Here is an 18,810-nt window from a genome sequence, read left to right as displayed (position 1 = left end):
AGCTGCCCCTGCGGGCGGCTTTTTTTCAAGGTAAAGGAAAATGACTGAATTACTTCACAGCCTAAGCACTCAAAATGAGTTTGTTGCTCGCCACAACGGACCAAACACCGCTGACCAAGCGAAAATGCTCAAAGCGATCAACGCGGCCTCTCTGGAAGCTCTGATCGCAGAAACCGTTCCAGCGAACATTCGTCTGGAAAAGCCAATGAGCCTTGCGCCAGCGAAAAGCGAAGCCGACATGCTGACTGCCATGAAAGCGTTCGCACAACAAAACCAAATCAAACGTACTTTCATCGGTCAGGGTTACTACAACACCTTCACGCCAAACGTCATTCTGCGTAACGTGATGGAAAACCCGGGCTGGTACACCGCTTACACGCCATACCAACCAGAAATTTCTCAGGGTCGTCTTGAATCGCTGCTGAACTATCAACAAATGGTGATGGATCTGACGGGGATGGAAATCGCGAACGCCTCTCTGCTGGACGAAGCGACCGCAGCTGCGGAAGCGATGGCACTGTGTCACCGCGCAGGTAAGAGCAAGAGCAATGTCTTCTACGTGGCAGACGACGTTCACCCGCAAACCATCGAAGTGGTGAAGACTCGTGCGGCTTTCCTGGGTTTTGAAGTTCAGGTTGGCGCAATCGATTGCCTTGCAGAACAAGACGTGTTCGGTGCTCTGCTGCAATACCCAAGCACCACGGGTGAAGTTCGCGATCTGACGGACATCATCGAAAAAGCGCACGCAAACAAGACATTAGTGACGGTCGCGACTGACCTGCTGGCTAGCACGCTGCTGAAACCTGCCGGCGAGATGGGCGCAGACGTGGTGATCGGTTCTGCGCAACGTTTCGGCGTGCCGATGGGTTACGGCGGTCCGCATGCCGCCTTCATGGCAACGCGTGATGCGTACAAACGTACCATGCCAGGCCGCGTCATCGGTGTGTCTATCGATGCAAAAGGCAATCAGGCACTGCGTATGGCGATGCAAACTCGTGAGCAGCATATTCGCCGCGAGAAAGCGACCTCCAACATCTGTACCGCTCAGGCGCTGCTGGCAAACATGGCGTCATTCTACGCCGTATTCCACGGTGCTGAAGGTCTGCGTACTATCGCTCGCCGCACTCACCACCTGACTGCGATTCTGGCCGCTGGACTGACCAAAGCTGGCTTCGAACTGGCTCACAACAGCTTCTTCGACACCATCACCATCAACTCAGGTGCCAACACCGACGCGCTGTACCAGAAAGCACAGCAGGCCGACATCAACCTGCGTAAATTGCCTGTTCAACTGGGTATCAGCCTGGATGAAACCACCAGCATCGCCGATATCGAAGCGTTGTTTGGCGTGTTCGGCGTCAGCGAAAGCGTTCAGGCTCTGTCTGCCTCTATTGAAGCGAACGAGTTTGCTGCGATTCCAGAAAACTGCCGTCGTACGTCTGAATACCTGACTCACCCGGTATTCAACACGCACCACAGCGAAACGCAAATGATGCGTTACCTGAAAAAACTGGAAAACAAAGACTTCTCTCTGACGCACGGCATGATCCCACTGGGCAGCTGTACGATGAAGCTGAATGCAGCGGCAGAGATGATTCCGGTGACTTGGCCAGAATTTGGCTGCATTCACCCATTCGCACCAAAAGATCAAGCGGCAGGTTATGCGGCTCTGGCCAGCGATCTGAAAGAGAAACTGTGTGAAATCACAGGCTACGATGCATTCTCGCTGCAACCAAACTCGGGTGCGTCAGGCGAATACGCAGGTCTTATTGCGATTCAGCGTTACCACGAAAGCCGTGGCGAAGGTCATCGTAACGTCTGTCTGATCCCAAGCTCTGCGCACGGTACTAACCCGGCGACCGCATCGATGGTATCGATGAAAGTCGTGGTGGTGAAATGTGATGACAACGGTAACGTGGATATCGCTGACCTTGCAGAGAAAATCGAAAAACACAAAGACAACCTGTCTGCCATCATGATCACCTACCCTTCTACACACGGTGTGTACGAAGAACAGGTTCGTCAGGTGTGCGCAATGGTTCATGCCGCTGGCGGTCAGGTTTACCTGGACGGCGCGAACATGAACGCTCAGGTTGGTCTGACGTCGCCAGGCTTTATCGGCTCTGATGTCTCGCACCTGAACCTGCACAAAACGTTCTGTATTCCTCACGGCGGCGGCGGCCCGGGCATGGGGCCTATCGGTGTGAAATCGCATCTGGCGCCATTCCTGCCAGGTCACATTGAAGGCGGCCTGGAAGGCACAGATTTCGCTGTTTCTGCCGCGGATCTCGGTAGCGCCTCGATTCTGCCAATCTCTTGGGCTTACATCGCGATGATGGGCGCAGAAGGCCTGACCAACGCGACTGAAGTGGCTATTCTGAATGCGAACTACGTGATGGAGCGTCTGCGTCCTCACTATCCTGTTCTGTACCGTGGTGCGAATGGCCGCGTTGCGCACGAATGTATTATCGACATTCGTCCGCTAAAAGAAGAAACCGGCATTAGCGAAGAAGACATCGCAAAACGTCTGATGGACTACGGTTTCCACGCGCCAACCATGTCATTCCCGGTTGCGGGCACGCTGATGGTTGAACCAACAGAATCGGAAGATCTCGCGGAGCTGGATCGCTTCTGTGATGCGATGATCGCGATTCGCGAAGAGATCAACCAAGTTCATTCTGGTGTATGGCCACTGGCAGACAACCCACTGGTAAACGCGCCACATACTCAAGTTGACCTTTCAAGCGACGAATGGGTTCACCCATACTCGCGCGAGATCGCCTGCTTCCCTTCAGCGCAAGCGAAAGCCTCGAAGTACTGGCCAACGGTCAACCGTGTCGACAACGTCTACGGCGACCGTAACCTGATTTGCTCTTGCCCGAGCATTGAGAATTACGAAGAGTAATTACGTTTTTAACGTACACGCAAAAGGCGAACCTTAAGGTTCGCCTTTTTTATTGGCCGAAGACGAATACACACCAACAGCACAACCAGGCTCGACTCTAAACTTAACTCTAACCTTAGGATGTCTCATCACCACTCCTGATTGAAGAGAAGTTAACGATGCAAACAATATTAGGCGCCAATGGACAAATTGGCCGTGAACTGGCTCTGAGCCTCAAACGAAATTTCACCAGCGACATTCGCTTGGTCAGCCGTCACCCACAAAAAGTGAATGACACCGACCAGCTATTTCAGGCCGATCTGCTCGATCCGGAACAAACATTGCGCGCAGTGGAAGGTTCAGAGACTGTTTACCTGACCGCTGGACTACCAATGAATACACAGCTATGGGTGGCGCAATGGCCGACATTGATGCGCAATGTGATTGCAGCATGTGAAGCACATGGGGCAAAACTGGTTTATTTCGATAATACCTACATGTATCCGCAAACCAACACGCCACAACATGAAGACACGCCGTTTCAGCCAAACGGTGGCAAAGGAAATGTTCGCGCCCTGATTACGCGCATGCTGCTCGAAGCGATGGAGCAAGGAAGAGTGAACGCTATGATTTGTCGGGCTCCGGAGTTTTACGGTCCGGGAAAAACGCAGAGTATTACCAATTCCACCATCATCAACAGCTTACTGGGCGGAAAAACGGCCAAAGTGTTTCTGCGTGATGATGTCACACGCAGCCTGATTTACACTCCGGATGCCAGTCGTGCGATGGCTTTGTTGGGCAACACACCCGATGCTTATGGCCAAACATGGCACTTACCGTGCGATGATAACCGTCTGACTTACCGTGAATTTGTCACTCTGGCTGCCACAACTTTCGGCGCACCGCCCAAATATCGCGTGTTAAAACAGTGGTAACTCTGGTTAGCCGGCAAAGTCAGTCCAACCATTCGCGACGCGGCAGAACTATTACCGCGCTACAAAGCCGACAATATTTTTGTTTCAGACAAGTTTAAGCAGCGCTTTCCCACTTTTCAGATCACAACCTTTGAGCAGGGATTGCACAACATCTGGCTTGAACACCAGGCAAGATAAGCAAGACGCTTAGTCGCGATCCCACGGGTATACCGTTTCGTTGCTGTGTTGCTGGAAAAAGCGATAGTTGTGCTGCATGTAATCGTCTTTTTTCAGCGCTTTGAGATCCCACAAGTTCAGATCAAGGTTGAAGCGAAAATCCGCATTGGTTAGTTGCAGTTGAGTAAACTTCGGTTTGGCAAGACGATAGACCGCGCTACCCGGCGTTTTGCAGTCAAACGTGACGGCCTCACTCGCTTCATTGTTGACGGTAAGCTGAGCTTGATACGGAGTCGTCGAATCGCATGGTGCATCCTTCACGAAAGTAAACAAGAAGTGCCCATTGTTGGTGGTGTTGAGGAAGATCGCCAATTGATGATCAACATCGACCTGACGGTATATCAGCTGTTTGGAATGATGTTCCCGCGCGCTTTGCATTGCGGTGGTATCCAGGCTGATGAACTGACTGTCCACCCAGAACCATTGCAAGCCATGGTCCATGAACGTGAGCGCACGATACGAATGAAATCCTAAATAGCCGAACACCACAAGAAAACCCGTGCTCAGCAACACCAACCATTTAAACAACTTAGACATGAGTACATCTCGGACAAACTGCGGCGGCTTTCCCGGCGATGGGCGCACTTTCCGCTGAAGATAATCCGGCATGATGCAAGGCCAACCGCCATGCTGTCAATCATGACATTATCAATAGGTAATGTTTCCTATTCAGACTTAATGGATGAATGAAAACCAGATCAATCCTCACAGTTATCGTTTTTAGCGTCTGAATAACAATACTCTTACGTCATGCTTTCAAAGCCCATTTATAATACAGAGGCTTACCCTAATTAAATGCTAAGGAAGTGACATGGACGCAACCATGAAGACGGCACTGCTAGCCACGACGCTGCTTATGTCGCCTTTACTGAAGGCGCAAGATCTCAGTGAGTACGACCAGTGCTTGCTGACCACCACCAAATCACACAGCGGTGAAATGACCATTGATCAGGTGCGTGAGCGCTGCCAGTCGATGAGTGAACAGCCCGCCCCGGCAGAACAAGAAGACTTGCTGAGTCAGCGGCGCGAATCGGAAAAAAGCACCGAGTTCCGCCCATTTGTGATGACGGCGCACCGCATGAACTACATTCTGCCTATCGTCTATACCGACAGCATTAATCGTAAAGCGTATGAAGACACTGGCTGGGCCGATGGGCTGCGCAAAGCAGAATCGGAGTTTCAAATCAGTTTTAAAGTCCCGCTCAACTACACCGATTTGCTGTTTGAAGATGATGCGCTGTTCTTTGGATTTACCCTGCGCTCGTACTGGCAGGTCTATTCTGAATCGATTTCGCGCCCTTTCCGTGAAACCGATTATCAGCCCGAGCTGTTTTATTTCACGCCGACCCGTTGGCAACCGTTTGGTGGCAATACCTGGCTTGGGTTCGGTATTGAGCACCAATCGAATGGCCAAAGGCAGGATCTCTCACGCAGTTGGAACCGCATTTATGCGTCACTGACCTACGAGAAGAATCGCTTGGCTCTCAACTTGCGCCCGTGGTGGCGTATTCCGGAAAAAGACAAAACCAGCGCGGACGATCCGAATGGCGATGACAACCCGGATATCCTCGATTACATGGGCCACTTTGAGCTGACTGGTGCCTACAAATGGGATGATCTGGCAATTAACTTCACCGGGCGGGAAAACTTCGCCACGAATAAAGGTTACGCGGAACTCGGTCTCACGTTCCCGATTTGGGGTAAAGTCCGTGGCTACGCGAAATATTCCACCGGCTACGGCGAAAACCTGATTGATTACAACCACAATCAGCAGCGCTTTGGCTTAGGGATTGCCATCACTGACCTGTTATAAGTTTGCTTAGTCCGCGGTGAACCATAAAAAAGCCCGGACATTGACTGTCCGGGCTTTTTTCTTTCACAACACCGTGATTACCACATCAGGTCATCTGGCACGACGAAATCTGCGTATGGATCATCTTCATCCACCGCATCACTGGACGCCACCTGCTGTTCAATGATGGTTTGTTCATCACGCTGGGCAATTTTGTTCGCCACACTGCTAGGAATGACCACATAAGTGTCTTCGTAGCGGGCAATCGCCACGATGCCTTTAATCAGTTGTTCACGAAGCAGAGAGGTGACGTAAAGGGATTTCACTAGTGTACCGTCGGTGAAGTTGTATTTGATGTCGCCATCTTTGGTGTTGAGCTTGTTGAGTTCAATCAACTGTTTCACCTGCGACTGAATTTCTTTACTCAAACGTGCTTCGTTCTTTTGCGTATTCAGTTCTTTATCGCGCTCTTGTTGCTGGCGTTTTTGCTCTTCAACCGCAGCTTTGACTTCGCGCGACTGAACGCGTGATTTCTTTGCGCCTTTGGTGACTTTCTTGAATTTCTTCTCGTTCACCAAACCTGCTTTTAACATTTGCTCCTGGAGCGTAAGTTTTGCCATGAGATGTCTACTTTTCTTTGCGTTTTGCGCATTCTATCGGCTCAGCCCCTGCAAATAAAGCGACCTGATGAACACCTTCCAAACTCATCAACAATTTCTACTTGCCATATCCACTGCCGATGGCGCTAAACGGCATTTTCAGCCCTAACTCTGGTACTTGACGCCCGACCCAAGCCGGGAATGTATTACTGTTCGGCCCGGGAAACAGCGTATATTCATTCGCCCAGGGATAAACCGCCACCACATCCTGAACTTTCGGGATCAGTTGTGCGGCTTTCTCACCCTGAATGGAGAGCACTTTTTCTGGTCGCGCGCCATACCAATAGCGGTCGGGCGTGGCGGTTTGATACTGATACAAAGCAGGCTGACCGCGATCGACTCGCCACCCCACGACCTCATACACGGTGTATTCCTCGGCGTTTTGTGGTTTGACAGCCATCCAGGTATGCACGGCAAACCAGCCACGCCAGCTAAACGCGTCTGCGGCGTAAAACTCTATCACTGCCTGGCGGTTATTCTGTGGGTCTGGCGCGATCCCAGCAGGTTCACGGCTTGCTGTACGCCAGTCACTTTGCGTACAGGCACTCAGCAGCGCACCCGTTGCCAACACCAGCCATTTCGCCGACTGTTTAAGCGGCTTCTCAGCAACGCGATAGATTCGTTTCATGTTCACACTCCCTGTTGTCCCTGTCTTACGCTCGAAAGTCACTCTATCAGACCCTTTTCGGATGAGGAAACCCTTCACCACATGGTATATACGAAGCTGACGACACCGAGAATCATTACCCGGCTTGACCTGACGGATTGCAGGCGTAAGCTGACCGGATAGGAAGGAGCGCAACCATGAGCCTATTGGTCGACAGAATAGCAGAGCAGCGTATTCAGGCAGCCTTGGATGAGGGTCAACTCAGTGACCTACCCGGCAAGGGCGAGCCGTTGAGCTTGGACGATGACAGCATGGTGCCGCCAGAGCTGAGAATGGGGTATCGGATTTTGAAAAATGCCGGCTATATTCCGCCCGAGTTGGCAGAACGCAATCAGGCGCTGCAACTGTGTGATTTGGTGGCCCAGTGTCAGTCTGGTAGTGACGAGCATGTTGACGCGCTCTCAAAACTTCGTCAGATAGAGTTACGTATGCGGCTTAAAGGGCTCGATACCCGCTTTCTTTATCGCTATCTCAACAACAGAACATCGAACCAAACATAGTTCAGCGGCGCTGACAGGATGTGCAGCCCCGACACGCGGAGCGTGTATGCGGATCCAATCGGCCACGCTGAATTTTGCAATACGCGTTTTTCAGCGCCCGCCGCGCCGCAAACCAATCCTGCGGCTTTTCCAGCAGTAAATAGCCATTAAAACGTTTGACGAGCGGCTCACGATACTCTTCGATAAATCGGCTATCAAAGTCGATGTCAAAATAGGTCAGCGCCTGCTCAATCGACGTAAAACTGGCAATGATCTGCTGAATGTTCTTGTCGCTCACTGAATAAACCTCCGCAATGGAAGGTTCAGTCTACAAACGAAAAATGCCCGCTGCATTGATTTCGCACGGGCGTTTAATGGGTTTCGCAAAAGCGAATTACAGAATCAGATGCGTCAGCCGACTTATCACTTCGTGTCCGGGTTGGGAAAGGGTCCAGATAAATCCGGCGATATTGATGAAAATGGTCAGCCACAGGATGGTTTTAAATGGCTGCTTTTTCGATTTATGCCGAAGCTGACTTTGTGCCAACAACGCTCCGGGCCAGCCGCCCGCCAGCGCCATAGCGTGCAACTGACTTTCAGGAGTGCGCCAGTTGCCATGTTCGGCAGCTCGTTTGTCGCTTGCATAAGCCTTGTAGGTCAGGATGCTCATTACCAAGTAAAGCGGAATAAACAGCACTGATCCCCCCAGCAACAACGTGGCGCCGGAGACAAAGACCAAAAATGTGCCACCGAACAAAGTGGTCAGGGATAAGGCTTTCAGCCCCGTCAGCTCCACATTCACCGCATTCAACCGACCTTTACTGTCCTGTTCAATATCGAACAGCACGGTATCGTTTTTCGCCAATCGTTTGGATCTGCTTTTCATGGCTGAAACATGAACAAAGATTTTACTCTTGCCGTCCGGAGCCGTAATAAATCCATACCCCTTGTCATCATGCCAACGTGTTATTTTGCCTTTCACTTATTGTTATATCTCAGCCAATATTTGTTGTTAGTAAGCTTAAACCACTTCAGCCTGAACGCTAGCAATGACATTGCCGCCACTATTGCTGCATGCGACGAATGTTCAACCAGAATGACTGCTGACACGTATTAATAAAATGCTTACGCTTGGGCGTGATGTTCAGTGTCTCAGGTTCATGCACGACGCGATAACTGATCCAGCATTCCGCACACACCGCCTCATTCAATGAATGCTCGAACGTTTGCTCAACCGACTGGTGAACAACAACCCCGTTGGAAAACGTTACCGTCTGTTCACGAGTACAGAGCTGTTCTCCGTTGTCATCCAACGTGATTTCTTCGGTGATTTCACGCTTGGCAATGGTCACAAGCGCATCGCGATCCACAATAGCAGCCACATAAAAATGAAGGTCGTTCATAAGTTCGGGAGAATGAAATTGAGGCTGATATTGTGCCACGCTTGCCCCGTTTCGGCATCCTTAGGAAGGTTAAATCTTTGAAAAAACAAAGGCGAACGCTACGTTCGCCTCAGGAAGAGAGAATTAGTTCAGCTCAGTACGTTTTACTTTTCTGATCTTTGTCTTTCTTCATCATTTTGTCTTGATCCATTTTTCGGTCAAGTTTTGCTTCACACTCTTTCGCGCTGCGGCCATCTTTCTCACAGGCTTTGAGTTTCATCATGTACTCTTCACGCTCTTGTGCCGTCATCGCTTTGGAACTGGCTTTATCCATCGATTTGTTGGCTTTGTCTTTGCTCTTTTCTTTGGCTTCTTTGTGCATTGAGCCCGATTTACCATCCTGCTTCATCTGACGGTCCATTTTCGCTTCACACTCTTTTGCACTGCGGCCATCTTTTTCACACGCTTTGAGTTTACTCATGTACTCTTCGCGCTCTTCATCCGACATACCCATATTTTCATGCATGGCATCCATGTCTTCGTCGTCCATCATCATGCTTTGACTTTGCATCATGCCTTGGCCTTGCTGAGCATTGTCCGACATCATCGAATTACTTTTCTCGTTGGCATGAGCAAATGCAAATACCGAGAAACTGCAGGTTAAACCAATCAGCCATGCCGTTGTCCATTTGTTCATCGTCATTCTCGCTTGTTCCGGTTGAATACCTCCTACAGTGTAGTCAAACTTCGACAGCGTGGAGTGTGCAGATCCAATTCCTTTTGGCTCTGCATACTCCAAATATTACGCTTTTGCTTTGACTGCGTCAGAAACGGGTGCAGCAGTACTTTCAGCCTGCGCGGCCATCAGTGCTTTGACCTCTATTTCCTTGATTTTCTTACCCATCGCCGCCTGAAAAACCTTAAACATCAGACCGCTGAAAAAGCTGCTCAGCGTGATGGTAAAAAATGCCGACACAATCAGATCCACCAGCCAATATGAGCTTTGGGCCACCACGGGCTGGTATATCGCAACGCCTGCAATCACCACCCAATGGCTCATGCAGTAAAAGCAGCGAAACAGGTAACCTGTCATGTGTCCCAAACGTTCAGTGAACGCACGCAGCGGTGCAAACAGCTCAGTTTGAGTAATGGTGATGGAAATGCTGGCGGCCCCGATGGCCAGTACCAAACAAACCCAAATACTGTGCAGTAATTCTTGGTCAATTAGTGTATTCATAAGCACGCCTCCTAACGTAACTCAAAAAGTTACAATACAAGATGAGAGAGATCAACACCAAAATTCACAAGGTTGTTTTTTAAGCAAGATGGTTTGAGGGAAATTACTCAAGTTGAGCAATGAATTCCTGACTCAGGTCAGCCAGAGAGATTTGCGAAAAGCGCTTAAGCAACAGCGCTTCGGCCTCTTGCAACACTTCTCGCAGTGAAGCGTTCACTGCTTTTTCAACCACGCAGTTGGGGTTAGCGTTATCAAAGCCAATCGAAAAAATCTTTGGTTCCCCGACCGCCTGATAAATATCCAGCAACGTCACACGCTGTAAATCGCAAGAGAGTGTCCAACCACCGCCCTGCCCTTTGGCCGAAGTGACATAACCCGCTTCTCGCAGACCCGCCATGGTGCGACGAATCACCACCGCATTGGTGCCGAGCATGGTGGCAAACTGCTCTGACGTCATCGGCTGTTTAACCAGATGCAACAGAATATGCAGAACTCGTGAAAGGCGGCTGTCTAGTCTCATCGTATGGAATTGTAGTTGAAAGGATCAGGCCGCCATCTTAACAAGCAGAAGCGTGAAGACCAACGGCCAATTTATAAGGAAGACGAGTCAAATCAGGAACGTGAACTCAGCAGCACACCGCCACCCATGGTGATGAACAAGCTGCCGCTCACTTTAGCCATGACCTGTTCAAAGCGGCCACGACTGGCTTTCTGCCCCAGTTGAGTCACTAACCACACATAGGCCAGATGTACCGACGTTACCGTCACCGCGATGGTCAAAAACATCACGGCAAACTGCTCGCTATGCGGGTGCGTTACATCGAGAAACTGCGGTAAAAAAGCTGACAGAAAGATCATGGTTTTCGGATTGCTGGCGGACACCAGAAAAGATTGGCGAAAAAGTTGTCGATTGGTCTTTTTCACGCCGTTGGCTTTATGTTCGATGATCGGCAAGCCTTGTTGTTTCTGACGCAAAGCTTTAACGCCAAGGTAAATCAGGTAGGCACCGCCAAGCACTTTCATCACCAAAAACCATATCGGCGTTTTACTCAGCAGTTCTCCCACGCCGAGAGCCACCAAGCAGACAATAATCAACTGACAGCTGAGATTACCCAACACAGTCACAAAGGTGGTGCGCCAGCCATACTGCACCGCATTTTTCAGCACTAGCAGTAAGTTCGGCCCGGGTGTCAACGTGGTCGCCAGATACGCCAGAGCAAACATCACCCACAGTTCAATACTCATCATTCTTCCCTGATTGAAAACACACGCTTACCCCAGCCACACCATCAGGCCACTGATCAGCAACAATAAAAAGCCAGCGATACCCACAGACAGCGAAAAACTCAGGTTGTTGTACACTTCTGTGCTATCCCGATCATATCTCGCCAAATCAACATCAGCCATTGAGGTAGAAGACGACACTGCCTGACCAGGAGCCTTATCGTAAGTGATGTAGCCAAGTCCAATCGCAGCCGCACCAGTAAAGGCAATATAATCAACCCAAGTGATATCAGCAAAATAAGGAATGGTCAGTTTTGCTGCCGCCGCTATCGCCGCAATCACCACCAGCGATTGCAGGATAGATTTCAGAAATTGGCTCATTCTCTCTATCGCCTTATGCTGTGCGCAACCACGCTAATTGCGGCGCCGTTTTGCTGGCGACAAATTCGGTCACATCGTAAGCCGCGAGCCCGTGCACAAAAAACGGATCCTGCGCCAACACCGCATCGAGATCAGCCCGGCTTTCAGCTTGGGCAAGAATAACACCTCCGGTGCGTGGTTCTTTACGTCCAGAGGCGAGAAAATGCCCCGAAGCGTAGTAACGATCCAGATAATCAATATGGTCCGCGAGATGCGGTTCCACATCCGCCAAGTCAACCAGATAAGTCAGAGAGACCACAAACATAAGCGCTATCCTGCATTGAGTGAATTCCGAACAGCAATCATTATGTCATTGATTTCATAAATGAACAGTCTTTGTTCATGGTGAGAGGAGAACTTCCTCCAGCGCTTCGTAAATCAGTTTGTTGTCCACCCGCTTGCTTTCCATCAACGCAATAGAGTGTACAGGTAACGTAAAGGGTTCAAGATGCAGCGCTTTCAAGCGGGTATTAAGTACCACATGTCTGCCCAGTGTAATGTGCGGAATGTAAGATCGATTTTCCGGGCTGAAAGGCGTATCAGCCAGCTTCATTCTCAACTCCGATTGCAGCGTCATCAGTGGCGGGTGTTCAGCAACTCCCAGCCAGACAAGCTGACGGCCTTTGATATTGAAATGGCCAAGACGATCAATACGCAGCACCATCGGCGCACATTCAAGCTCATGCAATAAGCCTTTGAGCGTGGGTAACTGCTCACTTGCAACGTCACCGATAAATTCCAGCGTGAGATGAAAATTTTCGCTGTGGGTAAACGTGCCGTTGTCCGCGTGTGCTTTTAGCGTGTCCCGCTCTTGGCTAAGCCGCGCCTTGGCTTCATCAGCAAAAGTCAGTGCGAAGAAACAACGTTTATCTGAACTCATCATCCGTTCCGTTTGGTAGCAATAACCTAATGATACGTCACAACTTCTTTACCCGGTGTGCAATATTTCAAAGCTTTGTATGCCCGGTCAAAGCGCTGGTCGCGTAAGCAGATAAGGTTTAACCTGTTGACTCAGATTAACAAGGTCACAGGAGGAGAACCTTGAAATTCGCAATTTTAGGCGCTGGCGGCATTGGATGTTATTACGCAGCGCGTTTGCTCAACGCGGGGCACGATGTGGTTCTGGTCGCCCGTGGCGCGCACCTCGAGGCTCTGCAAACCCAAGGGCTATCGCTGACTCATCCCGATTTTTCTTTTGCAGGCAAAGTGAACGCTACTGACATCGCGGGCCTTTGCGAGCACTCTAACTCCGCTGATTTCGATCTGCTGATCCTCGCGTCCAAAGGCAGTACTACGGCGCCGATTCTTGAGCAGATGCAAAGCTGGCTCGCATCCAGCCCGGTGCCAATGTTATCGATTCAAAATGGTGTCACTAACGAACAAGTGATTGCCGATGCGCTCGGTGTTGAGCGCACGATTGGTGGCCTGGCGGTCAAAATCGGCGCCCATGTGCTCAAGCCCGGAGTGGTGGAAGCCACCGGCATGGCGCAGATTGATTTCGGTGCTTGGCCGAACGCCGCGCAAAACCCGGCTATGCAGCCATTTCTAAAGCAGCTTGCGATCGTGTTCAGCGATTCAGGTATTCCCAACCAGTTGTATGACGATGTGAGTTACGCACTGTGGCGCAAACTGATGATCAATAATGCGGTCAATCCGATTACCGCGCTGACGATGAAAGACACTGGCGTGGTAACGCGCGATCCGGTGTTACGCCGCACTGTGCATGCCATCATGCAGGAAACCGCGCGCGCAGCGAGTGTCGCAGGTGTAACAATGACGGAGCAGGATATCGATGCCATGTTCGAACTGATCTGTCAGTTTGACCCGATCAAAACGTCCATGCTGGTCGATCGCGAGAAAGGCCGCCCGATGGAGATTCACGAAATCTGCGATCCGGTGATTGAAAACTGCCGCCAATTGGGTGAACCAGCCTACAACACCGAACTGATCAGCCAGCTATTGCAACACGCCAGTGGGCAACTGTCGGCCTAATCATTTACACTCGCCCATTATGTTTCGAGCGACAAGACGGCAAACTAACCAACAGGAACCGCTGTGAGCAACTACTTTGACAGCCCGTTTTCAGGCAAACCGTTAACCGAGCAGGTGACCAATCCCAATATTCACGTTGGCCGCCACAGTTACTATTCCGGCTATTATCACGGCCACAGTTTCGACGATTGTGTCCGCTACCTGAACCCTGATCGCGATGATGTGGATCGGCTGATCATCGGCGCGTTCTGCTCCATCGGTTCTGGTGCGGTATTCATGATGGCGGGCAATCAGGGCCACCGCACGGACTGGATCAGTACGTTCCCGTTTTTCTATATGGAAAACGAACATTTCACCGATGCCGCTGATGGCTTTGTCCGCTCGGGCGATACCGTGATTGGCAATGATGTGTGGATTGGTTCAGAAGCGATGATCATGGCCGGTGTCACCATCGGTGATGGTGCCATCATTGCCAGTCGGGCGGTGGTGACCAAAGATGTCGCGCCGTATGAAATCGTCGGTTCAAACCCAGCCAAACACATTCGCTTTCGTTTTGAGCCCGAGCAAATCGAAAAGTTACTGGAAATGCAGTGGTGGCACTGGCGTGATTCGCAGCTTAAAGGGGCAATGAAACTGCTGACCTCTGGCGATATCGATGGGTTGTATCAATACTGGCGAAGCAAAATCCGTAACCATTAAACCACGCAAAACCTGTCTTTAATTTTCCAGTTTTCATCCTCCTGTGACGGCGCAAAAGCCGTCATGTGTCACACACTTTTGTGGTTCGTTGTGGCTGGATATTTTGTCGCATTCCATTCACTTTCGGCACTTTTCTTAAACTCTGTTTACCCTTAAGTAACAAATAGTTATCACAATAAGCCAATATCCGTTAAGGTGCACAATTTTGCATAACCACGGTTAACTTTTATGCACCATTGCAGTATTACTGGTAATCAGTTCAGGGCAACAACAAAACGGAACCGAGAGCCATTTCTCACCCTCCGTATTTGAACCCCTCAGCTGTAGACCTAACCACGCTTGCAGTTTTACTGTCGCAGTTCTTACGCCTACCCCTGTCTGCTGTTCAATCACGTTCGCCCATCATGATTTTTAATTGATCAGGAGACTCGCTATGAGTGATATCGCGCTCTCTATCAGCATCCTCGCGCTGGTAGCGGTGTTGGGTCTGTGGATTGGGAATTGGCGTGTTTATGGCGTCGGTTTGGGGATCGGCGGAGTGCTGTTTGGCGGCATTCTGGTTGGTCACTTCACCGGTGCCTGGGGCGTCAAACTCAACTACGAAACCCTTCACTTCATTCAGGAGTTTGGCCTCATTCTGTTTGTTTACACCATCGGAATACAGGTCGGCCCCGGTTTTTTTTCTTCATTGAGAAGTTCAGGGCTCAAACTCAACGGCTTTGCGGCCCTTATCGTTCTGCTCGGTTGTGCGGTAACCGTCGCGCTTTACTATGTGTTTGATGTCCCACTGCCCGTCATTCTCGGCGTCTTTTCCGGAGCGGTGACCAATACGCCATCGCTCGGTGCCGGACAGCAAATCCTGACCGAACTGGGTGAGCAGAGCAACCTGCTGGATCTCACTGGTATGGGTTACGCCATCGCCTATCCGTTTGGTATTTGCGGCATTCTGCTCACGATGTGGCTGCTGCGCATGATTTTCCGCGTCAACGTCAACAACGAAGCCGAGGAGTTTGAAACCCACAACGGCCACAAAAAAGAGAGTCTGCACACCATTAACGTTGCGATCAAAAACCCCAACTTAAACGGCTTGCTGCTGAAAGACATTCCTGCGCTTAGCGAAGGCGATATTGTTTGCTCCCGCCTCAAACGCGGTGAACAGCTTCATGTGCCAAAACCCGATTCCCGGGTTGAAGTGAACGATCTGCTGCATTTGGTCGGCGACAAAAAAGCGCTGGAAAAAGCCCGTCTGGTGATTGGGGAAGAAGTCGATGCTTCACTGTCAACCCGTGGCACCGAACTGCGCGTGCAGCGTTTAGTGGTGACCAATGAAATTGTGCTGGGTAAAAAGCTGCGCGATTTGGATTTAAAAGAGAAGTACGACGTCGTCGTGTCACGCTTAAACCGCGCGGGTATCGAGCTGGTTCCCACCAGCAATTCAACGCTGCAATTTGGTGACATTCTCAATCTGGTTGGTCGTCAGGAAGCGATTGAAGCCGTGAGTGGCATGGTGGGTAACGCGCACCAAAAGCTGCAACAGGTGCAAATGCTGCCCGTGTTCGTCGGTATCGGTTTAGGTGTCTTGCTGGGCTCGATTCCGTTCTATCTGCCGGGCTTTCCTGCCGCGATTAAACTTGGCTTAGCGGGCGGCCCACTGATTGTCGCGTTGATCCTCGCCCGTATTGGTAGCATCGGTAAGATGTACTGGTTTATGCCACCAAGCGCCAACTTAGCGCTGCGCGAAATCGGTATTGTGTTGTTCTTGGCCGTGGTCGGGCTTAAATCCGGCGGGAACTTTGTCGAAACTCTGGTACAAGGTGACGGCGTGAGTTGGATGGGCTACGGCGTATTGATCACCGCGATTCCACTTATCACGGTCGGCATTCTGGCTCGCGTACTCGGCCATATTAACTACCTGACTATCTGCGGCATGTTGGCCGGTTCGATGACCGATCCACCAGCGCTGGCTTTTGCCAACGCCATTCACGAAGAGAGCGGCGCTTCTGCCCTCGCCTACGCCACGGTCTATCCACTGGTGATGTGTTTAAGGATCCTCTCGCCGCAAATCCTGGCGCTGATCCTGTGGAGTATGTAGATAAAAAAACGGGCTTAGGCCCGTTTTTTTCGTCAGTATCAAGAGTCTGGTCACCGGATCCACTTATTCAATCACAGTGTTCAAGTAAGTTTATGATTTAGCCAAAATCTCTTGGCGAATGATCTCTGCGCCAGCGCTCAGGGCATTCAACTTACCACGGGCAACGTCACGTGACAGAGGCGCCATACCGCAGTTGGTACATGGGTAGAGCTTATCTGCATCGACAAATTGCAACGCTTTGCGCAGCGTGTCGGCCACTTCTTCTGGGGTTTCAATCGTGTTGGTCGCCACGTCAATGGCACCCACCATCACTTTCTTGCCGCGCACCAGTTCCAGCAGTTCAATGGGCACACGTGAATTGTGACATTCGAGCGAAATGATATCGATGTTCGATTGCTGCAATTTCGGGAACACTGCCTCGTATTGACGCCATTCATTCCCGAGCGTCTTTTTCCAATCGGTGTTGGCTTTGATGCCGTAGCCGTAGCAGATATGGACCGCGGTTTCGCATTTCAGGCCTTCGATCGCACGCTCCAGCGCCGCAATGCCCCACTCGTTCACGTCATCAAAGAAGACGTTAAACGCAGGTTCATCGAACTGAATGATGTCCACACCTGCCGCTTCCAGCTCTTTCGCTTCTTCATTCAGAATTTTGGCAAATTCCCACGCCAGTTTTTCGCGGCTCTTGTAGTGATCATCGTAAAGGGTGTCGATCATGGTCATCGGCCCGGGCAGCGCCCATTTGATCGGCTTGTCGGTTTGCTGACGCAGGAACTTCGCATCTTCGACAAACACCGATTTCTGACGTGACACTGGTCCCACCACGGTTGGCACACTCGCTTCATAGCGATTACGAATCGTGACCGTTTTGCGGTTCTCAAAATCAACGCCGCTCAGGTGCTCAATGAAGGTGGTCACAAAGTGTTGGCGCGTCTGCTCACCATCGCTGACGATATCAATTTCCGCCTGTTGCTGCTCTTGCAGTGACACACGCAGTGCGTCGTGCTTACCGTCGGTGAGTTCCTGACCTTGCAGTTTCCAAGGCGACCAAAGTGTTTCCGGTTGAGCAAGCCAAGTTGGTTTCGGTAGGCTGCCAGAGGTTGAAGTGGGTAATAGTTTTTTCATAGTCAATTCTTCTATCAATTTGAGTGAATTACAAAGGTGTGTTGGCAGACCACTGTTCAAGAATGGTTTGATAAGGCTTGATAAAGTGCTCTTGCGCAAACTTCCCTTGTTCAACCGCTAACTGGCTACGCTCTGCACGGTCATACACGATTTGGGTAATGGAATGATCGAGGTTCTTTAAGTTCGGCTGGTAGCGTTTTCCTGCCGACGAGTTCGCATTGTAGATCTCCGGGCGATAGATCTTTTGGAACGTCTCCATGGTGCTGATGGTGCTGATCAACTCCAGATTGGTGTAATCATTCAGCAGATCGCCAAAGAAGAAAAATGCAAAAGGCGCGGCGCTATTCGCAGGCATGAAGTATCGCACCTGCAAACCCATTTTTTTGAAGTATTGCTCGGTCAGTGACGACTCATTCGGCAGGTATTCATAGCCCAGAATCGGATGGTGATTTTCCGTGCGATCGTAGACTTTGCTGTCTGACACACTCAAGCAAATCACCGGCGGCTTAGCAAACGCTTCTTTGTAGGTTGAGGAATCCACAAAGGTTTTGAAGAGCTTGCCGTGCAGGTCGCCAAAGCCTTCTGGAATCGAGAATTTCGCTTGGTTCTTGTTGTGCTCCAGCAGCAATACGCTGAAGTCATAATCACGCACGTAAGAGGAGAAGTTATTGCCAACAATGCCTTCAATGCGTTCGTTGGTTTTGTGGTCAAGGATGTTGGTTTTCAGGATCTCAATCGATGGGAATGTTTGGCCGCTGCCTTGGATATCCAAATCCACCGAGATGATTTCCAGCTCAACAGAGTAACGATCGCCGGTGGCGTTGTCCCAGTTCGCCAGCGCGTTGAAACGGTTATCAATCATTTTCAGCGCATTGCGCAGGTTCGACTGGCGGCTTTCGCCGCGCGCCAGGTTGGCGAAGTTCGTGGTAATGCGGGTGCTATCAGAAGGATGATAATTCTCATCAAAGACCACACTGTTAATCGTAAATTTAAAGCCTGTATTCATC

General features: G+C 50.6%; 21 protein-coding genes and 1 pseudogene. 7 read left to right on the top strand and 15 right to left on the bottom strand.

Going from position 1 to position 18,810, the window contains the following annotated elements; all coding sequences use genetic code 11:
* Positions 1-40 precede the first annotated feature (40 nt).
* Both gcvP and LGV68_RS09245 read left to right on the top strand, forming a co-directional pair.
* Positions 41-2,905, top strand: a complete 2,865-nt coding sequence (gene gcvP / locus LGV68_RS09250; RefSeq protein ID WP_252536595.1) for an aminomethyl-transferring glycine dehydrogenase — start codon at positions 41-43, stop codon at positions 2,903-2,905.
* Between the two features lie 158 nt (positions 2,906-3,063).
* Positions 3,064-3,996: pseudogene (locus tag LGV68_RS09245) on the top strand (SDR family oxidoreductase).
* A 9-nt stretch (positions 3,997-4,005) separates the two neighbouring features.
* On the opposite strand, the gene LGV68_RS09240 reads toward LGV68_RS09245, so the two are convergent.
* Positions 4,006-4,572, bottom strand: coding sequence for a hypothetical protein (locus LGV68_RS09240; RefSeq protein WP_252536592.1), 567 nt, complete (start codon positions 4,570-4,572; stop codon positions 4,006-4,008).
* A gap of 274 nt (positions 4,573-4,846) precedes the next feature.
* Between LGV68_RS09240 and LGV68_RS09235 the strand changes: the two genes are divergently transcribed.
* The gene (locus LGV68_RS09235) at positions 4,847-5,848 is read left to right on the top strand and encodes a phospholipase A (protein WP_047460400.1); all 1,002 of its coding nucleotides are present in this window, start codon (positions 4,847-4,849) and stop codon (positions 5,846-5,848) included.
* A 77-nt stretch (positions 5,849-5,925) separates the two neighbouring features.
* On the opposite strand, the gene LGV68_RS09230 is transcribed toward LGV68_RS09235, so the two are convergent.
* Both LGV68_RS09230 and LGV68_RS09225 read right to left on the bottom strand, forming a co-directional pair.
* Positions 5,926-6,447 (bottom strand): DUF2058 domain-containing protein, encoded by a 522-nt coding sequence (locus LGV68_RS09230; RefSeq protein WP_032082525.1) that lies wholly within the window; start codon positions 6,445-6,447, stop codon positions 5,926-5,928.
* 97 nt (positions 6,448-6,544) lie between these two features.
* Positions 6,545-7,114 carry a DUF3750 domain-containing protein gene (locus LGV68_RS09225; protein ID WP_020430331.1) on the bottom strand — a complete coding sequence of 190 codons (570 nt, stop codon included), beginning with the start codon at positions 7,112-7,114 and terminating at the stop codon, positions 6,545-6,547.
* Positions 7,115-7,290: 176 nt separating this feature from the next.
* Between LGV68_RS09225 and LGV68_RS09220 the strand changes: the two genes are divergently transcribed.
* Positions 7,291-7,653 (top strand): DnaJ family domain-containing protein, encoded by a 363-nt coding sequence (locus LGV68_RS09220; protein ID WP_020430332.1) that lies wholly within the window; start codon positions 7,291-7,293, stop codon positions 7,651-7,653.
* Between the two features lies 1 nt (position 7,654).
* Here the strand turns inward: LGV68_RS09220 and LGV68_RS09215 are convergent, their stop codons facing one another.
* The 10 genes from LGV68_RS09215 to thpR form a co-directional block, all read right to left on the bottom strand.
* Positions 7,655-7,930, bottom strand: a complete 276-nt coding sequence (locus tag LGV68_RS09215) for a nitrogenase-stabilizing/protective protein NifW (protein ID WP_024375284.1) — start codon at positions 7,928-7,930, stop codon at positions 7,655-7,657.
* A gap of 96 nt (positions 7,931-8,026) precedes the next feature.
* Entirely contained in the window at positions 8,027-8,614 is a 588-nt protein-coding gene (locus LGV68_RS09210; protein ID WP_020329090.1) for a cold shock and DUF1294 domain-containing protein, read from the bottom strand.
* A gap of 82 nt (positions 8,615-8,696) precedes the next feature.
* Positions 8,697-9,035: a hypothetical protein gene (locus LGV68_RS09205; protein WP_020329089.1), complete on the bottom strand. Its 339-nt coding sequence runs from the start codon at positions 9,033-9,035 to the stop codon at positions 8,697-8,699.
* A 133-nt stretch (positions 9,036-9,168) separates the two neighbouring features.
* Entirely contained in the window at positions 9,169-9,711 is a 543-nt protein-coding gene (locus tag LGV68_RS09200; protein ID WP_252536590.1) for a hypothetical protein, read from the bottom strand.
* Positions 9,712-9,816: 105 nt separating this feature from the next.
* Positions 9,817-10,251, bottom strand: coding sequence for a DUF1360 domain-containing protein (locus LGV68_RS09195; RefSeq protein ID WP_222807509.1), 435 nt, complete (start codon positions 10,249-10,251; stop codon positions 9,817-9,819).
* Positions 10,252-10,354: 103 nt separating this feature from the next.
* Positions 10,355-10,771 (bottom strand): Rrf2 family transcriptional regulator, encoded by a 417-nt coding sequence (locus tag LGV68_RS09190; RefSeq protein WP_080650539.1) that lies wholly within the window; start codon positions 10,769-10,771, stop codon positions 10,355-10,357.
* A 92-nt stretch (positions 10,772-10,863) separates the two neighbouring features.
* On the bottom strand, positions 10,864-11,496 hold the full coding sequence (locus LGV68_RS09185; protein WP_252536588.1) for a LysE family translocator: 633 nt from the start codon (positions 11,494-11,496) through the stop codon (positions 10,864-10,866).
* A gap of 27 nt (positions 11,497-11,523) precedes the next feature.
* Entirely contained in the window at positions 11,524-11,856 is a 333-nt protein-coding gene (locus tag LGV68_RS09180; protein WP_158129355.1) for a hypothetical protein, read from the bottom strand.
* Positions 11,857-11,869: 13 nt separating this feature from the next.
* Positions 11,870-12,160 carry a YciI family protein gene (locus LGV68_RS09175; protein WP_202639604.1) on the bottom strand — a complete coding sequence of 97 codons (291 nt, stop codon included), beginning with the start codon at positions 12,158-12,160 and terminating at the stop codon, positions 11,870-11,872.
* Between the two features lie 75 nt (positions 12,161-12,235).
* A complete protein-coding gene (gene thpR, locus LGV68_RS09170; protein ID WP_154183273.1) occupies positions 12,236-12,775 on the bottom strand; it encodes an RNA 2',3'-cyclic phosphodiesterase in 540 nt (179 codons plus the stop codon).
* A 161-nt stretch (positions 12,776-12,936) separates the two neighbouring features.
* On the opposite strand from thpR, the gene LGV68_RS09165 reads away from it, so the two are divergent.
* The 3 genes from LGV68_RS09165 to LGV68_RS09155 all read left to right on the top strand — a co-directional run bounded on the left by LGV68_RS09165 (position 12,937) and on the right by LGV68_RS09155 (position 16,678).
* Positions 12,937-13,887 carry a 2-dehydropantoate 2-reductase gene (locus LGV68_RS09165; RefSeq protein WP_252536587.1) on the top strand — a complete coding sequence of 317 codons (951 nt, stop codon included), beginning with the start codon at positions 12,937-12,939 and terminating at the stop codon, positions 13,885-13,887.
* Between the two features lie 63 nt (positions 13,888-13,950).
* Entirely contained in the window at positions 13,951-14,586 is a 636-nt protein-coding gene (gene catB / locus LGV68_RS09160; protein ID WP_020329079.1) for a type B chloramphenicol O-acetyltransferase, read from the top strand.
* A 433-nt stretch (positions 14,587-15,019) separates the two neighbouring features.
* Positions 15,020-16,678: a putative transporter gene (locus LGV68_RS09155; RefSeq protein WP_020329078.1), complete on the top strand. Its 1,659-nt coding sequence runs from the start codon at positions 15,020-15,022 to the stop codon at positions 16,676-16,678.
* Between the two features lie 90 nt (positions 16,679-16,768).
* On the opposite strand, the gene LGV68_RS09150 is transcribed toward LGV68_RS09155, so the two are convergent.
* The gene (locus LGV68_RS09150) at positions 16,769-17,803 is read right to left on the bottom strand and encodes a methionine synthase (RefSeq protein WP_004727751.1); all 1,035 of its coding nucleotides are present in this window, start codon (positions 17,801-17,803) and stop codon (positions 16,769-16,771) included.
* A 28-nt stretch (positions 17,804-17,831) separates the two neighbouring features.
* Positions 17,832-18,809 (bottom strand): DUF1852 domain-containing protein, encoded by a 978-nt coding sequence (locus LGV68_RS09145; RefSeq protein WP_222778272.1) that lies wholly within the window; start codon positions 18,807-18,809, stop codon positions 17,832-17,834.
* Between the last annotated feature and the right edge of the window lies 1 nt (position 18,810).

This window comes from Vibrio sp. LQ2, assembly GCF_023920125.1.
Taxonomy (GTDB): domain Bacteria; phylum Pseudomonadota; class Gammaproteobacteria; order Enterobacterales; family Vibrionaceae; genus Vibrio; species Vibrio fluvialis.
The sequence above is the reverse complement of the archived record's forward strand: the minus strand, read 5'-3'. Positions and strand labels throughout refer to the sequence as shown.

Coding starts and splice junctions, on each gene's coding strand:
- LGV68_RS09185 (WP_252536588.1), bottom strand. CDS start 11,496: ATGAGTATTGAACTGTGGGTGATGTTTGCTCTGGCGTATCTGGCGACC.
- LGV68_RS09175 (WP_202639604.1), bottom strand. CDS start 12,160: ATGTTTGTGGTCTCTCTGACTTATCTGGTTGACTTGGCGGATGTGGAA.
- LGV68_RS09225 (WP_020430331.1), bottom strand. CDS start 7,114: ATGAAACGAATCTATCGCGTTGCTGAGAAGCCGCTTAAACAGTCGGCG.
- LGV68_RS09235 (WP_047460400.1), top strand. CDS start 4,847: ATGGACGCAACCATGAAGACGGCACTGCTAGCCACGACGCTGCTTATG.
- LGV68_RS09230 (WP_032082525.1), bottom strand. CDS start 6,447: ATGGCAAAACTTACGCTCCAGGAGCAAATGTTAAAAGCAGGTTTGGTG.
- LGV68_RS09150 (WP_004727751.1), bottom strand. CDS start 17,803: ATGAAAAAACTATTACCCACTTCAACCTCTGGCAGCCTACCGAAACCA.
- LGV68_RS09200 (WP_252536590.1), bottom strand. CDS start 9,711: ATGAACAAATGGACAACGGCATGGCTGATTGGTTTAACCTGCAGTTTC.
- LGV68_RS09220 (WP_020430332.1), top strand. CDS start 7,291: ATGAGCCTATTGGTCGACAGAATAGCAGAGCAGCGTATTCAGGCAGCC.
- gcvP (WP_252536595.1), top strand. CDS start 41: ATGACTGAATTACTTCACAGCCTAAGCACTCAAAATGAGTTTGTTGCT.
- LGV68_RS09180 (WP_158129355.1), bottom strand. CDS start 11,856: ATGAGCCAATTTCTGAAATCTATCCTGCAATCGCTGGTGGTGATTGCG.
- LGV68_RS09205 (WP_020329089.1), bottom strand. CDS start 9,035: ATGAACGACCTTCATTTTTATGTGGCTGCTATTGTGGATCGCGATGCG.
- LGV68_RS09240 (WP_252536592.1), bottom strand. CDS start 4,572: ATGTCTAAGTTGTTTAAATGGTTGGTGTTGCTGAGCACGGGTTTTCTT.
- LGV68_RS09190 (WP_080650539.1), bottom strand. CDS start 10,771: ATGAGACTAGACAGCCGCCTTTCACGAGTTCTGCATATTCTGTTGCAT.
- LGV68_RS09195 (WP_222807509.1), bottom strand. CDS start 10,251: ATGAATACACTAATTGACCAAGAATTACTGCACAGTATTTGGGTTTGT.
- thpR (WP_154183273.1), bottom strand. CDS start 12,775: ATGAGTTCAGATAAACGTTGTTTCTTCGCACTGACTTTTGCTGATGAA.
- LGV68_RS09145 (WP_222778272.1), bottom strand. CDS start 18,809: ATGAATACAGGCTTTAAATTTACGATTAACAGTGTGGTCTTTGATGAG.
- LGV68_RS09155 (WP_020329078.1), top strand. CDS start 15,020: ATGAGTGATATCGCGCTCTCTATCAGCATCCTCGCGCTGGTAGCGGTG.